This is a genomic window from Paenibacillus phocaeensis, from assembly GCF_900021165.1.
In the GTDB taxonomy this organism is placed as follows: domain Bacteria; phylum Bacillota; class Bacilli; order Paenibacillales; family Paenibacillaceae; genus Fontibacillus; species Fontibacillus phocaensis.
This window is the reverse complement of sequence record NZ_FCOQ01000021.1, coordinates 118191-135156: the sequence shown is the minus strand read 5'-3', so window position 1 is coordinate 135156 and position 16966 is coordinate 118191. Positions and strand designations below refer to the sequence as shown.

The 16966-nt window shown below is 52.2% G+C and carries 14 protein-coding genes; 1 reads left to right on the top strand and 13 read right to left on the bottom strand.

Going from position 1 to position 16966, the window contains the following annotated elements; genetic code table 11:
- Window positions 1–347: 347 nt before the first annotated feature.
- The 8 genes from BN3795_RS15185 to BN3795_RS15150 all read right to left on the bottom strand — a co-directional run bounded on the left by BN3795_RS15185 (window position 348) and on the right by BN3795_RS15150 (window position 9410).
- Window positions 348–824, bottom strand: coding sequence for a GyrI-like domain-containing protein (locus tag BN3795_RS15185; protein ID WP_068785526.1), 477 nt, complete (start codon window positions 822–824; stop codon window positions 348–350).
- A gap of 230 nt (window positions 825–1054) precedes the next feature.
- Window positions 1055–3364, bottom strand: coding sequence for an FtsX-like permease family protein (locus BN3795_RS15180; protein WP_068785525.1), 2310 nt, complete (start codon window positions 3362–3364; stop codon window positions 1055–1057).
- Window positions 3361–4044: an ABC transporter ATP-binding protein gene (locus BN3795_RS15175; RefSeq protein ID WP_068785524.1), complete on the bottom strand. Its 684-nt coding sequence runs from the start codon at window positions 4042–4044 to the stop codon at window positions 3361–3363. Before BN3795_RS15175 ends, BN3795_RS15180 begins: the two co-directional genes overlap by 4 nt.
- A 64-nt stretch (window positions 4045–4108) precedes the next feature.
- Window positions 4109–5071: a sensor histidine kinase gene (locus BN3795_RS15170; RefSeq protein WP_198524729.1), complete on the bottom strand. Its 963-nt coding sequence runs from the start codon at window positions 5069–5071 to the stop codon at window positions 4109–4111.
- A gap of 82 nt (window positions 5072–5153) precedes the next feature.
- Window positions 5154–5852, bottom strand: a complete 699-nt coding sequence (locus tag BN3795_RS15165) for a response regulator transcription factor (protein ID WP_068785523.1) — start codon at window positions 5850–5852, stop codon at window positions 5154–5156.
- Window positions 5853–5884: 32 nt separating this feature from the next.
- Complete coding sequence (locus tag BN3795_RS15160) at window positions 5885–6835, bottom strand: alpha/beta fold hydrolase (RefSeq protein ID WP_068785522.1); 951 nt, start codon at window positions 6833–6835, stop codon at window positions 5885–5887.
- Between the two features lie 14 nt (window positions 6836–6849).
- A complete protein-coding gene (locus BN3795_RS15155) occupies window positions 6850–7635 on the bottom strand; it encodes a TetR/AcrR family transcriptional regulator (RefSeq protein ID WP_110945196.1) in 786 nt (261 codons plus the stop codon).
- A 209-nt stretch (window positions 7636–7844) separates the two neighbouring features.
- Window positions 7845–9410, bottom strand: coding sequence for a carbohydrate-binding protein (locus BN3795_RS15150; protein ID WP_068785520.1), 1566 nt, complete (start codon window positions 9408–9410; stop codon window positions 7845–7847).
- 373 nt (window positions 9411–9783) lie between these two features.
- Between BN3795_RS15150 and BN3795_RS25600 the strand changes: the two genes are divergently transcribed.
- The gene (locus tag BN3795_RS25600) at window positions 9784–9960 is read left to right on the top strand and encodes a hypothetical protein (RefSeq protein WP_198524728.1); all 177 of its coding nucleotides are present in this window, start codon (window positions 9784–9786) and stop codon (window positions 9958–9960) included.
- A gap of 7 nt (window positions 9961–9967) precedes the next feature.
- On the opposite strand, the gene BN3795_RS15145 is transcribed toward BN3795_RS25600, so the two are convergent.
- The 5 genes from BN3795_RS15145 to BN3795_RS15125 form a co-directional block, all read right to left on the bottom strand.
- Window positions 9968–10648, bottom strand: a complete 681-nt coding sequence (locus tag BN3795_RS15145; protein WP_068785519.1) for a protein kinase family protein — start codon at window positions 10646–10648, stop codon at window positions 9968–9970.
- Window positions 10649–10700: 52 nt separating this feature from the next.
- Complete coding sequence (locus BN3795_RS15140; protein ID WP_068785518.1) at window positions 10701–12260, bottom strand: response regulator transcription factor; 1560 nt, start codon at window positions 12258–12260, stop codon at window positions 10701–10703.
- A 55-nt stretch (window positions 12261–12315) separates the two neighbouring features.
- Window positions 12316–14055, bottom strand: a complete 1740-nt coding sequence (locus tag BN3795_RS15135) for a cache domain-containing sensor histidine kinase (protein ID WP_232729940.1) — start codon at window positions 14053–14055, stop codon at window positions 12316–12318.
- Between the two features lie 169 nt (window positions 14056–14224).
- Window positions 14225–15859: an extracellular solute-binding protein gene (locus BN3795_RS15130; protein WP_068785517.1), complete on the bottom strand. Its 1635-nt coding sequence runs from the start codon at window positions 15857–15859 to the stop codon at window positions 14225–14227.
- A 234-nt stretch (window positions 15860–16093) separates the two neighbouring features.
- Window positions 16094–16966, bottom strand: a complete 873-nt coding sequence (locus tag BN3795_RS15125) for a carbohydrate ABC transporter permease (RefSeq protein WP_068785516.1) — start codon at window positions 16964–16966, stop codon at window positions 16094–16096.

The following is a 16966-nucleotide window of genomic DNA, read 5'->3' as shown; positions in this document are numbered from 1 at the left end:
CCCCCCCCGCCCCCCCCCAAACGGCTAACGCTTGCCACAGTTCTTATATCGCCGAAAAACATCGTTTTTCGATTCTAACGCTTGCTACAAAGCTTATTCCCCCACATTGTTCCCTTTTCCCTCGATTTTCGCGCAAATAGCGTGTGTCAGCGTCGTTAGAATTTCGAGAAGAGGGATTTTGCCGGAATAGCGTTGCTCACCAGCGTTAGCGTCAGAGCCGCAGAATGGATTCGGCGGCTCCTCCCCTTTCGGGATATGGGAATCCGGAACCACCGAAGAAAACCGGCCGATTCGCTCTGATCTCAGAGGAATCGGCCGGTTCCGGTTTGACTGCACAATTTCGTTTCCTAATTGTTCTTCAACTTTACGGGGATAAAGGTTTCCATTTGAGCCGTACCGGTTGCCTTCGTCACTTCTGGCGGCGTAATGATATGGCCCATGGCATAATGATTCGCTCTTTGGTCCAACTCAAGGAATTCGGACTGCTCAATCCAGGCTAGAGCCTCATGATACAACCGATCATTCTCTTCGTAGTCGCCGTCGTTGTAGTGATACGTCACATAAATCCCGCCTTCAAAGTCCATCACCTCGAAACCTGCGGCATCCATCTCATCAGTCAAGGCATAGATCCAAACGAGTCCTTCCTTCTCCGCATCGTAATACAGGAAATCCCTCGGCGTGAAGCGGTCCCTCGGCTCGGGTTCCAGCTTGGAGAAGTAGGCATCGAACTTTCCAAGCACCCCATTTTCCGAAAAATCTTGATTCGGATCAACCCCGGACGATACCGCCTTAAACGGCGGGATCGAAATGATTCGAAATGACATCGTTCGCCCTCCCTTATTTTGACTGCAACCTAAATCGCAATCCACCAAAAAACGCCAAATCGGTCCAAACTGTCATTAACATAAACCTGTGAACCGATTTTCAGAAGGTCCCACCTCCTCTAGAGTAATTTCATCGGGACTGATCGTTAGTTAGACTTTTCTTGTTCTGATCATAGCCCCCCAGTCCATAGGCCACCATATTATTTGTCATAATTACGACACGTTCGGACTCACTGCGCATTCACCACATGGACGATGCTCGTTTCGGCAATTTTTTGGGTTGGGGAAATTACCGCGACAACCGTGATGAAGATCGCCGCCAGAATGGCCACAGCCAAAATCGGGAGCGGCGGCTGCCAAGGCTCGCCCCAGTTGGAGGTAATCATCATTCCAAAAAAGAGACGATGCAGCAGCATTCCGAACACACCGCCCGCCAAACTGCCCGATATCGCATAAGCGGCGGCTTCAGCCGTAACCATCCTCTTCAACTGCTCGACGGACATGCCGACCGCACGCATCACGCCATAGTTGCTCATGCGGCTGGACACGCTGGCATTTACCGTATTCAGGATGTTAATCAGCGCGACCAGCGCAATCACCAGCAAGAACCCGTAAACAAACACCGCCATGGCGTAATAGGCCGCGCGAGTTTCGCGGTTGCCTTGCTGATTGTCAAGCAGCCGCATTTGCGGCGTGATCAGGCTTCGGACCTGGTCGGAAATGTCTTCGTTGACCTGCATGTCGATAATGGTATAGTCCGAGATGCCGGTCAGCGCGGTAAAAGTGGCTTCGGAGCAAATCAGGATCCATTCGCCTTTCGTGGCCACAAACGGTGTATCGGAGAGAATCCCGGCCACTTGAACCTGTTGAGTTCCCCCGGGCAACTCCAGGGTAATCGTGTCCCCCACCTTCCATTTCAATTCTTCCGAATAACTGACGAATACCCCATTGCCGATCTGCACCTGATCCCTGCTGCCGGAAATCAGCTTATCTTCCGCCCATTTAAATTGCGGCTTGTCATAGGAAATCAACGTGGCTTGATTGTCGCTCCGCTTCTGGCTTGCCGGAATCTTACGGAACACCATCCGTCCATAGATATTCTTGATATGCGGCAACGCCTTGGCTTGTTCCATCAGGGAACGGTCAAGCAAGACGGAATCCTTGACGCCCATAATGGAGAGATCCGGGGCGTAAGGTTTCAAAGGTCTTAAGGCATGGCCCATGAAAGCAATCAAGACCGTGAAGCACAAGAAGAGGATGATGCTAAGCGCAAAAGAACCCGAAATCAGCACCATACTCTTTTTATTGGAAAAAGCGTGACTAACCCCCATCGCTATTTCCACGCGAAACCATTTGGTGTTTGCCGCACGGCCTACGGACTGATGATTCGCGCGATTGATATTTCCGGTTACGGCCGCTTGCGGAGAGACCTTCGCTGCCCTTTGGGCCGGCGATCTGGAGGCGAGCATGACCACCAAAAAGCCGATGACCGTACCGGCTGCAAGTGCGGGCCAACTGATTTGAAATACCGGCATGGCCGGCAAGTGCCTGACATTCAGGGCGTTCAGGGACATAACCGCCGCCCACATCACGCCGCATCCCGCCAAGAGCCCCATCGGGATCCCTTTCAGGCAATATCGCAAACCTTCGCGCCGAATATACCGTTTGATTTGTTTTTTCGTAGCGCCAAGACAACGCAGCAGGCCGAAAAATTGCGTCCGTTCCAGCACGCTCATATTAAAACTGCTGGCGATCATAAACGTGGCGGCCATCGTGATCAGCACAAAGAGAATGCCCGCCGTGAGGTAGAGATCGATCATCGAACTGTCTTTGCTCTGCCCCATCAATCCAAGCAGGATCAGGTTCGTGGACACCTGTTGCCCGGTCAACCCAAACTCCGCTTTGATATCGGAAAGCGCCCGGTTTGAGTTCACGTTTCCTTTGAATTGAACATAATAATATTCTTTGATTTCGGACGGAAGCGCGCGAATCCCTTCGATCGACAGATACAGGCCATGGGAATCCGTCCCTTTCAAACTGGAAAAATCGTTGTACGTCCCTGTAATCCGGTACTCCCGCTTCTGCCCGTCGCCGAAAGCAATTTCAATCGGATCCCCGAGCGACAGGCCGAATTGCTCAAGGGCCGGCCGGTCAAGCAAAGCTTCCCTTTCAGAAGCCGGATACGCCCCCTCGGCCACGACCAAGTTCATCTGTTCGGAGATATCTTGCTCGCCGCCTTGAATAAGCAGTTTTTTTCCTTGAAAAACCGTATCCTCGGCCATCCCGATCCAACCCGCAACATTCACATCGCTTCGCCGTGCGATTTGCCCGGCGGTGTCGTCCGAGATCCCGGTCAGGACGGCATGGTAATTCCCCTTTTGCCGGATATTCTCGTTGATTTGGGCTTTCACGCTCATATCCGCCATTCCGAACACCGCCACAACCAACATCACCGAGATGGCGATGCAAATGACGGTAAGACGGTTTTTCTTGCGGTGAACTTTGGCATACTCCGAAACCAGACCCAGATAGCTCTTCATTCGGCGTACACCCCTAAATCGGTAAGAACGCCGTCCGATACCTGCAGTACCCGATCCGCCGTCGAAGCCACGCTCCGGTTATGTGTAATCATGATGATCGTCTGCTGATAGCGTTTGGATGCCGTTTTCAGGAGGGAAATGACCTCGTTACTGTTTTGGCTGTCCAAGTTGCCGGTAGGCTCGTCCGCCAGAATCAGCATCGGGCGGGTAATCAAGGCCCGGCCGATCGCCACGCGCTGCTGCTGGCCGCCGGATAACTGGCGGGGCAAATGCTTGCGCCGGTCCGTCAAGGACAGGACGGCCAGGATTTCTTCCACATACGCCGGGTCCGGCTTCCTATAATCGAGCAGCAAAGGAAAGGTGATATTTTGCTCCACATTAAGCTCCGGGATCAGGTTGAAGGCCTGGAAGATAAAGCCGATATTTCGGCGGCGGAACAGGGTCAGTTTCTCGTCCTTCATGCGGAAAATATCGTTCCCGTCGATTCTCACATTGCCGGACGTGGGCGTATCCAGAGCCCCGATCATATTCAGCAGCGTGCTTTTTCCGGAACCGGACTCTCCGACCACCGCAACAAACTCGCCTTTGGGCACGGTAAAGCTAACATTTCTCAAAGCGTGCACGGCCGTTTCGCCGGTTCCATAGATTTTGCATACGGAATTCACTTCCAACAGATTCAACTTCGCTCACTCCTTTCTATCACGGAGTTTACTCTCTGCGGCTTACGCTGCCATGAATTCCGGCTTACGGTTTCGTAAGGTTGAGAAAATTCATCACAAAGATGCTGCCCTTCCCCAAGGTGCTGTCCACCATGATATTGCCGTCATGCGCTTCAACGATAGCTTTGGCTAGCGGCAGGCCCAGGCCGACACCTTGCGTATCCTTCGAATAGCGGCTGCGGTAAAACCGCTTGAAAATATGATGAATATCTTCCGGGTGAATCCCGCTTCCGTTATCCTTGACCGCAATTTGCGTCACGGAAGGCAGCTCGTTCCACTCAATGACGATATGACCGCCGGTTTCCGTATGGTCCAGCGCGTTTTTCACCACGTTGCTTACGGCTTCCAGAATCCAGCCCCGATCACAAACCAACGCGGCCTGCGGTAGCCCCGACAGGGTTATCGTTTTTCGCTCCAGCTTGACGCGCGTTTCAAAATGCAGCCGGAGGTCGTTCATCAGATCGGAGATGTTCTCGGGATGCTTCTCAAGTAGAATCGAACCGGCATCCCATTTGGTTATCTTCAACAGGCTTTGGACCAGCGTTTCGATCCGGTCGATTTCCCGTTCCGATTTGACCGCAAATTCCCGCAGGGCGGCCGGATCCTCGCTGTCGTCCTGCAAAAGTCCGTTGTAAATATTGAGCGCGGCCAGGGGCGTTTTTAGCTGATGGGAAATATCTGAGATCGTGTCCTTCAGGAACTCTTTCGTTTTCTGTTCCTTGACGGCATGCGCATCCAGCGTCGTAGCCAGCGTGTTCACCGCGTGAAACAACTTATAAAGGCTCCCTTCGCTGTCGCAATCGATCCGCGCATGGGAATTGCCCGTTAGAAAAAGAGAGATTTGAGAGATGGCCTCCTCCATCAGGCGGTCCTGTCTTTTAAAGTACAGGAGGCAGCTCCCCAGCACACCTGCGGCGACCGAAAGCGAAAGCAAGAAAAAGCCCAGACGCCATCCCCCGCCGGACGTCCCGATCCAAAGCTGGGACAACCATAAACAACAACAAAATGCCTAACAGGGAAATAAACAGCTTTTTAATGTCCGGATTGGTTAATACGCGCATCGTCCCACCTCAATTCGTCACTTTCCACTTATACCCCATGCCTCTGACCGTCAACAGGATTTGCGGATGATTCGGATCCTCCTCGATCTTCATGCGCAGCCTGCGAATATATACCGCCAGCGTATTGTCATCCACATAACTTCCCTGCCCATCCCACAGCTTGTCCAAGATCATATCTTTGGAGAGAACCCGATTCGGATGGCTCATCAGCAAGCACAGCAGCCTATATTCCGCGGCCGTCAAGGGCAGAGCCGTCCCGTCCTTATAAGCTTGTCCCTGCAGAAGGAACACCTTGATGCCGTTCGACGCCATCTCCGCCTCCGCCGCGCCAAAATCCTTCGCCCTCCGCAGCACCGCATTGATCCTCGACACCAGCACCCCCAACTTAAACGGTTTGGTTATATAATCATCGCCGCCCATATCCAGGCCCATCACCATATTCACTTCCTCGTCCGACGCCGTCAGAAAAACAATCGGAACCTTCGAAACCTGCCGCACCTTTCGGCAGATCTCAAAGCCGGATCCGTCCGGCAAGGACACATCCAAGATCAGCAAATCATATACGCCGTCCGCTTTCCCTTCCGCCAACAAAACCTCCGCCTCCCTGACCGTCCGCGCAATATCCAATTCGAGCCCATGCTTCGTCAACGAATACGAAAGCCCGTCAATCAGGCTTAAATCATCTTCCAGCAGCAGGACTTTGTTCATTCTTTCACTTCCCCTTGTCATTCTTAAATCTATTATGATTCGAGAGGGTGGGAGAATACAAGGAGGTGGAAAGTCTCCACCGCTTTCATAACCACGTCCGGATGATTCTGAGGAATCATGTGGGCCATATGGGGCTCCACGATCAGCGTTGAGGTTGGCAGCTCTTGGTGTAATCGGTAACTGTGCTCTCTTGTTTCGAACGGATCATCGGCTCCAACTACAATGACAAGCGGCGTTTTAATTTCTTTATACCGTCCCATCAGGTCTTTCACGGCCGGAACAAAAGCAAGCACATCTTCTCGGTTAGCTTTAAATTGCGAGGGGCGAAGCCAATAGGCATAGGTGGCTTGTCGATATCCATCGGGGACTTGCTCCGGCTTAAAGGTTTCCTTCAGAATGTTATCCGCTAGAGGGGGACCCAAAACCGCCAGAAGCGTATTCATCAAGGCATCGCCCAGTACCGGGGTGGTGACAACGGTAGAAATCGGATCGCCTTTCTCGGCGGGATATCCCTCGGGGTACATGCCCGCGCCCAATGTGATCACCCCCGACAGATCATCGGGATACTCAAGTGCATAAGTTAGCACCAATACTCCACTCCACGAATGGCCAACCAAAATCGGTTTCTCGATGCCAAGTTTCGCTAAAGCTTGGTGAAGCAGCCTCGCTTGCATTTTGGGCGTAACCGGCTCATTTTCGGGCCTTTCGCTGTAACCATAACCGGGACGATCAAATGAAATTCCGCGATACCCGCTGGCAGCGGCCAACTCCAGTACTTGAGCGAAATCATTCCCGGTCAGCACCCCGCCGTGCAGAAATACGATCGGCTTCCCTTCGCCTTTGCTTATATAGTGAAGCTTAATGCCTTCAACGGTAATAAACTCCCCGGTCGGAGGAAATTGTTTCTCCCCCATACGAAACCTGTATTGGCCATACAAATAAAGAACTGTCACCAACACCCCAAATAACGCTATCGCGATCATCCATTTATTCCTCCTCACCCTGACAACCCTAAGCCTTGCCATAACGTTCTTGAAATCGTCAGGATAAGCGCTCGCAAAGATTCAGGTCTCGGGTCGAGAATCCACTCGATCAGAACCCCTTTTAACAATGCGTCCAACATCACGGCTACCGACCGGGGATCGACCTCGTCCGCTAGCTGCCCTCTGCGCTGCATTTCTTGCAATAGAACGCCGATTTCATTCATTAAGTGCCCATGCAGCTTTTGCAATTTCTCCCGAATCTCCGCCTCTCGTCCGGAAACCAGAAATTCCAGAAACAACGTAGGTTGCTCCCCGTCCGACTCCAAACAAAGCAATTGAAGCTCCAACCAGTCTGTAAGAGCACTCATCGGCTCCTCCGAAGACAGAATCCGCTCCACTTCAACGGGAAGCAACCGAAGCTGCTGCTCATACGTTCGTTCCAAAATCGCCAGAAACAGGTCTTGTTTACTGGAGAAATGCCAATATACCGCCCCTTTGCTGAGTCCCGCATGTTCGGCTACCTTGTCTAAAGAAGAATTCGCAAAGCCGCAAGTTGAAAACACGTGCGCAGCCGCCTCCAGCACACGGGATTTCGTGTCGGTCAAATCGGAGCCCTGATTCGCTTGCCGCTCCTGCAGCCATTCCCTCATGTTCGATTTGCTGCCGAAATGTCTGCGAACCGTGGTCCAATGTACCTCCGCCACTTGAGCGATTTCGGCAAATGTAATGTGATCGAAAGGCATCGTCTTCGCCAATTGTTCAGCAGCTTGAAACACCTTGTCCCTAACTTTCAAACTCATCACCCCAATACAAACTCAACAGTATATTATAAAGATACTATACAGTATGTTTATATAATATTATTCTTTATGTACATCTGTCAATCGCCGAGGTGATTCAGCCGAAGCTCGAGGCACGGGGATACTATGTTTAATGCAAGAAACCCGCGCCTTTTACCAAGACGCGGGTTTCTCTTCTTATAAACTTAAATCGTGCGCTGCGTTGTCCCCTACTTCAACTGCCACAAAGCGGGCACATTGGCCGGCTCCCATCCCGGAAGGGAAGTGTGCGCCTGGATGCAGGTATAAACGCTGCCGTTGTAGGTTACCTGATCGTTTACGCTATAGGATACCCAAGCCTGCCAAGGTTGAGCTTCGCCCGGGGTGTCTTGCACGGCCGTCTTCCCTTGGACGGATGCAGCTGCGGAAACGTTGCCGGCGGCGTCTTTGGCGCTAACGGTAAACGTATACGTCGTATTCGGAGACAAACCGCTGATGGTCGCCGTGGTGTCGCTGACGTTTAAGCTGCCTACGTCGTAGGAGACGGAGTATCCGGTGACGCCCACGTTATCCGTGGAAGCATTCCACGCCAAGGTGACGCTATTCGGCGTAGTCGCCGTCACGCGAAGTTGGCTTGGAGCGGTAGGCGGCGTTGTGTCGGGACTCGGGTCGGGTCCTGGTCCCGGTCCCGGGTCTGTCCCAAAGCCGTCCAGATAGGCGCGGTGAGAGCGGGAAAATTCATAGTTGGCTACTTTATCCCAGTTGATCGACCAGGTCATCAGACCTTTGAAGCCGGGATAACCTTGCGGATTACGCAAGGTGTAGCTGCCGCCGAACGATTGGCCTTTCATGAGATAATCGAGCGCCTTGTGCACATTCGCCGGTGTTGTATAACCGCCGCCCGCCGCCGCTTGCGTGGCCGGAAGCCCGATGAGCAGCTGTTCCGGACGAAGCGCCGGGAATTTATAATTCGCATTGCCGCCAACATTAAATCCTTGCAGCAGCATCTCGGCCATGGCTACTTGAAAATCCGCCGTTCCTTGCGCATAAGATTTGCCGTCAAGTCCGGTCATGGGGCCGGAATTGTAATGCTGAACATGCAGATAATCCAATTGATCGCGCAGAGCGTAGATCACCGGCAAATAAGCGCCCCAAGGACCGCCGTACGCTACGTAACCGCCTTGCACGTACGCCGTTTCCGGAGCCATGGTCAGCATGAAGTCCGAACTGTAGCTGTTCAGAATGTCCTTCACCGCGGAGATCAAATTCACAATTCGGGGCGTCGTCGGGTTTCTGAAATCCGTGTCGCCACCGTTCAAGGACAACGAACTTCCTTCCAGATCAATATCCAAACCGTTAAAGCCGTAAGTATCGATAATCCCCTTCATCGTTCTGACAAAATTTTGCCGAGCCTGATCGGAAGACAGGTCCACGGTTCCGTTGGCTCCTCCGATGGAGATCAACACCTTTTTGCCTTGTCCTTGCAGGTAACGAATGTCGGTCTGAAATTCGCTTACAGAAGCGTTATAAGGCTGAAACACCATGTTTCCGCTCGTCGATCCTCCTGTAGGTTCGGCAAATGCGACCTGAATGACGTCAAAATCCGGCGAAACCTCCCGCAGCCGAATATTGCTGGAGCCATTATCGAAATTGTGCCAATAGCCCACCAGTTTGTGGGATCCTGCGGCTCCGGCCGGCTTGCCGTCAACTAACGCGGTAAACGAAAACAGCGGAACAATAAGGGCCAAAGCGAGCAGCCAAAGCCCTGCCTTACGGAATGCTTGTGTCTGAGTCAATGCTTACTCCTCCCCGCACTTTTAATCTAGCGCTCCTAACCAAGGAGCCGAAACGATCGGTCTATCCATCTCCCTCCTTATTCCATAGATCGTCAATCTCGCAAAATATCCCAAAAAAGAGATTGCAATTGATATATTTTACATATTTCGCCATTATTCCTGCTATATTTTTCTAAAGCATCATAGATTAGGAGAGAAATAGACGGAATTGGTGCTCGTATTTGTCGAAAACCACACTCCTATCAAGGCTTGCGGGGAATTATGACAAAAAAAGAAACTATGATTTCGTCATAGTTTCTTAAAGTTCCATATTATGATTTATGTTTTTTAGGCGTTCGCCGTGTCAAATCCACCATTTAGGAGCGAAGTTCAAATGATACATGCCGCCATGCTCCTAAAAAGGCTGGGGTTTGCCCCCAATGGCGACTCGATCGTTTGGTTTACCGGCTTCACCCTGCTCGTGTTGGCGGCAATTTGTGCTGTCTTGCGCATTCGGCTGGCCAAAAAGTTGTGCAATGAAATCGTTATCCTATCTTATAAGCACTCTTAAGTCCCCATTATTTACGCTCGCCAAAAAACAGACCGCTCACCCGTTTGGCAAAGTCTTCGATTCCGAAGGTTGCCGTATCGATCCGGTTATACCAGTTGGTTATCGTCTCCAATATCCACAATGGAACTTTTGTCCCGCTAATGAGCGGATAAACGTGCTGGTATGCCCAGGCCAAGTGCTCCCACCTGTTGTCGTTGCCCTCTTTGACATATTCCGAAACATCGAGGACTTTGCCCCTGCCCTCTTGCAGGAGCACGTTCTTAAGATGAATGTCCCTTGGGTTCAGGCCCTGACTTCGGACAAACCGACGGGCTTCCTCCACGTCTTGGATAGCTTGCTCGGGAACCGGCACTCCGTACAGAAGACAATCATACAACGTCATCCCTTGTTCTAAACTTAACACCAAATAGTTCGAACCTACACCATAACACTTGGCAAAATAAGGCGACCCATTTAACCGATCATAGATGTTCGCCTCAACCTCCTTCTTCTCTATCGCCTGTGGGGTATACACTTTATAGGCGTAATCAGGGGTGGCCGGGTCATAAAATACGGCGGCATCCGTACCAATGCCGATACAGCGCAGATGTGCCGGAAACCGAATGACCGAAACCGGCTTATTGTTTTCTTGACCTTCCAGCTCGACAAGTCTTAACGCTTCCTCCGCTCGTTTCCAATCCGAATTCATGCTCATCCACTCCTCTTTGTATATGTTAGCATCGTTGTGGTTTGATCTCCTTCTATCTATCGCACGTGATTGCCGAGGTCTGCTTGCGATACTCCTTTGGCGAGCGCCCTTCTATTTTATTGAAGGTATTCGTGAAGTAATTGGAATCGTTGAAACCGATAGCCTGGGCGATTTCGAAAATTTTCATATCAGTGCTTTTGAGCAGCAGCTTCGCTTTCTGTACGCGCAAGTGCTGGATATAGGCGGTGACACTTTCGCCGGTTTCTTTCTTGAACAGGTTGCTGAAGTAGCTGGGATTGAGATGCACATGGGCCGCCACCTCGGCCAAACCGCATTCGTCCATATACTTCTCCTCGATAAACCGAATCGCTTGCTTGACGGGATTGTCATTTTTGCCGGCTAGCCAGTGGTTGTGGGAGCACAGGAAATCATGGATATATACCTGCAGCCAAGCCGTAATCTCTTCGGGCGTCTCGCATTTGTAGACGGCCCCCCATTCGATGGAACGCGCGGCCATCCGCCATTCGGGAAACTGGACCTGCACCAGCCGGAGAAGGGCCGTGGCCAGAAGCAGGGCCTCGATTCTGGCGGTTTGCGGGGGCAGATTGCCGATTCGCGCCGCCTGATCCTGAAGCTCTTTGTTCAGCCGGCCGTTGTCTCCCGACATTAACCAGGATACAATTTCCTTCTCCTTTTCGTAAAGAGCCGTCTGATTAAGCAAAGGTCCATAAACTGCCGCGTTATCGGCAGCCGCCTCCCGGCCCGGTCTGCTGCAATAGCGCTCGTAAGCTTGGCGGAGGTCCTCCGCCGTGCGACATCGCCCTTGTTCGCAACAGGCCAGCGACAGCTTCAGATAATGCTGAATCGACTCGGTGAGCGTCTCCTGCCAGGAGGCAGGCATTTCCGGCTGGGGCGCCGCCCGGTCGACCAATAAGGCCCATTCCGATGAACTCAAGGAGAACAACCGAAACCCATCGCCGTACCATTTATGCAGATGCTCTCTGACGATGTTGCTGAGCGCAAATTGCAACAGCGGCATATCCTGGGCGGAATAGTGTTTTTCCGGGGAGAAATACGCAGGAATGCTGAGGAAGTAAAGCTCGCCTTCCTGCATCCGTCCAAGCAATGCCTTCACCTCCTCTTTGTTGCAGGACATGCCCATAATCGCCGAGCGAAGCTGGCTGTCTTCATGCTGGCGCTTCCAATCCTCCACCAGCCGCCCGGATTGATTCTCTTCGATCAGCCGTACATAAGTCCGGTCGAGCATGCTTAAGATATCCGCTTCCACGCAAGGTTTCGTGATAAAGTCCAGCACGCCGAACTTGAGGGCGGACTGGGCGTAAGCAAAATCCTTAAAGCCCGTGATGATCACAATCTTGGTCCCCCAGCCGCGAGCCTTGATGGCCTCGGCCAGCTCCAGTCCATCCATATGAGGCATGCGGATATCGGTCAGCAGCAAATCCGGGACATTATGCTCCATCGAAGACAAGGCGGCCCGGCCATTGGCCGCTTCTCCTGCCACCACCCACTCGGCGGACCGTTTCCCGGCCAGCTTGAGCAGTCCTTTGCGAAAATTCGGCTGATCCTCCGCGATAAACAGCTTGCCTTTCATCCTCTTTCCTCCTCCGGGATTGACTCGAAACCCTACTCGCTCCGAGATGCCTGACTTAATACGCTTGCGGCATCGTCTGAACGGGGAGCTTGATGTGAACGGTCGTTCCTTTTCCCTTAACGCTGGAAATCTCTACTCCGTAAGGCGCCCCGTACACCAGCTCGATGCGCCGCAGCACGCTTTTGAAGCCGATCCCCGTTTTGTTGTTCTCCGGCAGCGCATCCCGGGCTTCCTTCAACGCATATAAAGTGCTGTCTTCCATTCCGCAGCCGTTGTCAGCCACTTCGATATGCAGCGCTTCCTCCCGTAAAGCCGCCTTCACCCGGAGCACCCGATCTTCGTCCATGTTACGGAAGGCATGCACAAAAACGTTCTCCACCACCGGCAGCAGCAGGCATCTCATCATCCGCAGGTCCAGCAAGGATTCTTCTGCCTGAATGATCGTTTCGATCTCGCCGGTAAACAATGTCGTCTGAATCTTAATGTAATTCCGCACCTGTTGCAGTTCTTCCCCCAGCGTTGTATCGGTCTTGACGGATTGAAGCGAATACTTCAGCATCTCCGAGATGGCGTTGATCAGAAGAGCCGCCTCCGTCTGATCATCGTTATACAGTTTCCAATACAGTTCATTGAACAGATTATGCAGATAATGAGGGTTTAACTGCGCCTGAATGGCTTTTAACTCCGATTCCCGCTGGCTGATCTGGGCCAGGTACACTTTGTTGATGAGAGTGCTCACTTGCTCCGCCATGCCGTTGAAGCTCTCGCTGATAAACCCGAGCTCATCGCCGGAACGGACGCTGATCCGGGCCGAGAAATCCCCTGCGCGTAATTTGCGCAGCCCTCTCATCAGATCGGCCAGGGGCATCAGCAGAGTTCGGGTAGAGATCGTAATCAGCAGCGCGCTGAGAAGCACGACGCCAATTCCGGCAACGATGAAGATATGGATGATATCTTTGTTTTTGCGCTGGATCTCCTCCAGAGACACCCCTCCGTATAAAGTAAAGCCGGCCGGTTCCAGACGATGGCGGACAAATAAATACGTGACCCCGTTCATCTTGGCATATTGAGGATCGCCGGCATTGATCAAGCGCATGAGCTGCGCCGTCTCCTCCGCGTTCGTATTGGAATACAACATTCCCCCCAGGGGCTCCAGCAGCAGCACCTTGCCGTTGCCGTTCGCCGTCAGATCCCGCAGCACTTTGGATACCAGATTCTCCTCCATCACCACCACCATGGTTCCGTACGGAATCAGCTTGTCATTCAGCATTCGTCTGGCGGCAATCAGCACCGTGCGGCGTCCGCCGGGATCCACAGGGCTGGGCAGACTGGCCCGCCCCCAGACCAAGTTCCCCCGATGCGACTCTAGCTTGCTCATCACAAGGGCCATTTCCTCGGGCCCCGGTTCGCCGGACGCTCCATGGTTGGAGAGAACCGCCAATTCTCCGTTTTCATTGAACAGAAAAATCGAACGGATCGACGGCGCATCCACTTGCAGCGTAGTCAGTTGCTCCTCCACATACTTCCGGTTCTTGAATTGAGTATAGAGATCCCCTCCGGGATCCAGGCTCTCTTTGACGAACAATTCGATCGAAGGGTTCAGGATGATGGATTGGGATACCCGGCTTACCTCCTGGAAAGTGAGTTCCAATCTGGCCAAAGCCTGTTCATTGGCGATAGAGAACTGCTTGCTGATCTCATCCTCCATCAATTGGACATTTAAACGGTAAACCAGCCACCCCGCTAAGGTGAAAGCTAGCGTAACCATACACGAGAGCAGCACAATCAACTTCAATTTGAAGCTGCCCTTTATTTTTCCGGCAATCCTTCCCGGCCAGCTTATCGGATTCAGTCCGGTTCCCTCCCCGAAACAATGATGCACTTCAAATTGTAAACCCTTTCATCGTATTTATCTTAAAACAAAACTTGGCCCGGCAGCTACCGAACCAAGTCTTTATTTATTTTTATTTTAACTGAGACCGGACCATTTCCAATACATCATCGCCCAGGAAGGCCGTATCTTTATTTTCTTGATACCATGTATTCATATATTCCTCAATCTGCTTGCCGCCGCCCTTCTCCCAGGCTGCTTGGGCATCCGCAATCGCTTGCTCGGCCGTATATTTGGACCCGCCGATGATTCCTTTGACAATGATGTCTTTCACTTCTTTGTCCACGTTGGTATTGACAACGACCAGGTCGCTGGGCAGAACCGGCATATGCTCATAATGGCTCAGAGCGGGATATTTGGCTTCCGGATTAAGCAGGAATTGGTCGGCTTGCTGCATCATCTCCAGCCCCGCCTTCTGATCCGGATCCTCCACATTAAATGCCGATACCGAGGTCAAGAACGGGTTCTGCGGGAGGGAATAGAACATGGTGTAGTCCGCCGCCCAATCCACTTCCTTCGCATTCTTGTCGAGATCGATCACGACGGGCGCACCGTCCGCTCCCTTGTTCCAATGCTCTCCTTCCAGCCCCTTTCTCAGTGTCAGCGCCGTATCCGGCTGGAGCATAAAGTTGAGATACTCCATCACGGCCTTGGGATCTTTGGCCGCAGCGTTAACCACGGTTGTCATCTGAATCGGGTTGGTAACGTGATGAGTAAATAACCCCATAGGCGACTTCGGCTGCATCATCGGGGCAATTTCCGCCTCCGGAACCACTCTCCTGATCGTTTTGAGATCGGTGACCGTATTCTCAAACCAGTTATTGATCTGCGGAGGCAGGTAGACGCCCACCTTGCCGTTCAAGTAATCCTGCTTTGCTTTCGAGCCGTTCGTGTCCGCCAGGTAATCCGGGTCGATCAGTCCTTCGTCGAACAGTCTCTTCTTGAATTTCGTCGCTTCCAGCGTATTCTCCCAGCTGCGGATAATTTTGTCGTCGGAGATCGCCCAGCCGCCCGCGCCGAACATGGAATCCACCATGCCGCCGGAGGTATAGCTGATATTCGTCCCGTACGTATCCTTCTTGCCGTTGCCGTCCGGATCTTGCTCAACAAAAGCCTTCAACACCGTAATCAGCTCTTCGGTTGTCTTCGGGACCTCCAGATTCAGCTTCTTCAACCAATCCATCCGGATAAACGCCACGCTTTGCAGATGGGGCTCATTGATTTTGCCGATTTCGTACAGCTTGCCGTCCGGCTTGGTGCCCACTTCGCGCAATTGAGGGTACTTCTCCAGCAATTTCTCGTATTCGGGGGCATACTGCAAGTAATCGTCCAGGGGCAGCAACTGCTTCTGCTGGTATAGGGAATCCCGGAATCCCGTATCATAATCATTCACCAGATCCGGCGCGCTGCCGGACGCGAACATCACATTCAACTTCTGAACCGCCTCCGACCGGAGCACAGGTACAAACTTGGCTTCGACCGGTGAATGTTCGTTGATCCATTGGGTCCAGCGGTTCTCCTCCACACTTCCCTCCGCGGCCGGGATATTGCCTCTGTCATAGTTGGACACGGTGATTACGGGTTTTTTATCTACGCTTCCTGTCTCTTCTTTCGGCTGGCTGCAGCCGGCTACCCCTGCGACTAACACGATAACCAGTAATGCGGACGACCAGACCCTTCTGTTCCACTTGGATGTTTGCTCAATCATTTGCAAGCTCCTCTCGATCTATGATCTATAAGTGCGAGTTCAAAAAGTCGGATTTTCAGCACCGAGAAGGTTGGATGAAGCTAGGGCCTGAGGAGCGGAGCGTACGATTTGGGTACGTGAGCACCGGAAGGCCCGGCTGAATTCAAGATTCGATGTCGAATCCGCTTCTCGGCCTGCTTCGTGATCAAAAGTCGACTTTTTGAATAACCTCTATAATGAATGGAAGTGTTGCCGCTAGCCTTTAATGGAACCGAGCATAATCCCCTGCACAAAATATTTCTGCAAAAACGGATAAACGACCAGCATCGGCACCACCATCACCATCACGCCTACCGCCTTCAGCTTCTCGGAGATCAGCTCCTGCTGCTGCATGATATCCATCGCCATCATGTTGTCCATGCTCTGAATTTGCAGCATACTCTGGACGACAACCGTGAGATTCTGCAGCTCCGTTCGATTGATGTACAGAATGACGTTCATGAACATGTTCCAGTACCCCACTCCGTAGAATAACGTCAATGTGGCCAGCATCGGCAGGGACAGAGGCAAAATGATGCGCAGAAGCAGCTGCATCTCGCCGCAACCGTCTATCTGGGCCGATTCCGTGACTTCACCCGGAATGTTTTCAAAGAAGCTTTTCATAATTAACATATTATAAGTGCTGATCAACCCAACGAACCATAAGGACCAGTAAGTGTTCGTCAAATGCAAGTTGTTCATTACCAGATAAGTGGGAATCATGCCGCCGCTGAACAACATGGTGAAGAGCGCGGCCGTTGTGAGCGGCTTGCGGGCATACAGATAGCGGCGGGACAAAGGATACGCCGTCAGCACCGTGGTCAGCATGCTAAGCGCCGTTCCGCCCAATGTGATGATGACGCTGTTGCTGAACGCCCGCAAGGCCGGCGTGTTCTGAAAGAAGTATTCATAAGCGGTGAAATCAAGGCCCACCGGCCAGAACCAGACTTGACCCAGATCCACCGCATGCCCTTCACTTAGGGATAAAGCGATCAAATGCAGGAAAGGCAAAATGCAGGTGAGCGCTATGATGATCAGGACCGTATGAACGAATACCGAAAAAGCCTTTCCGCTAGCCGACTCTCTCAA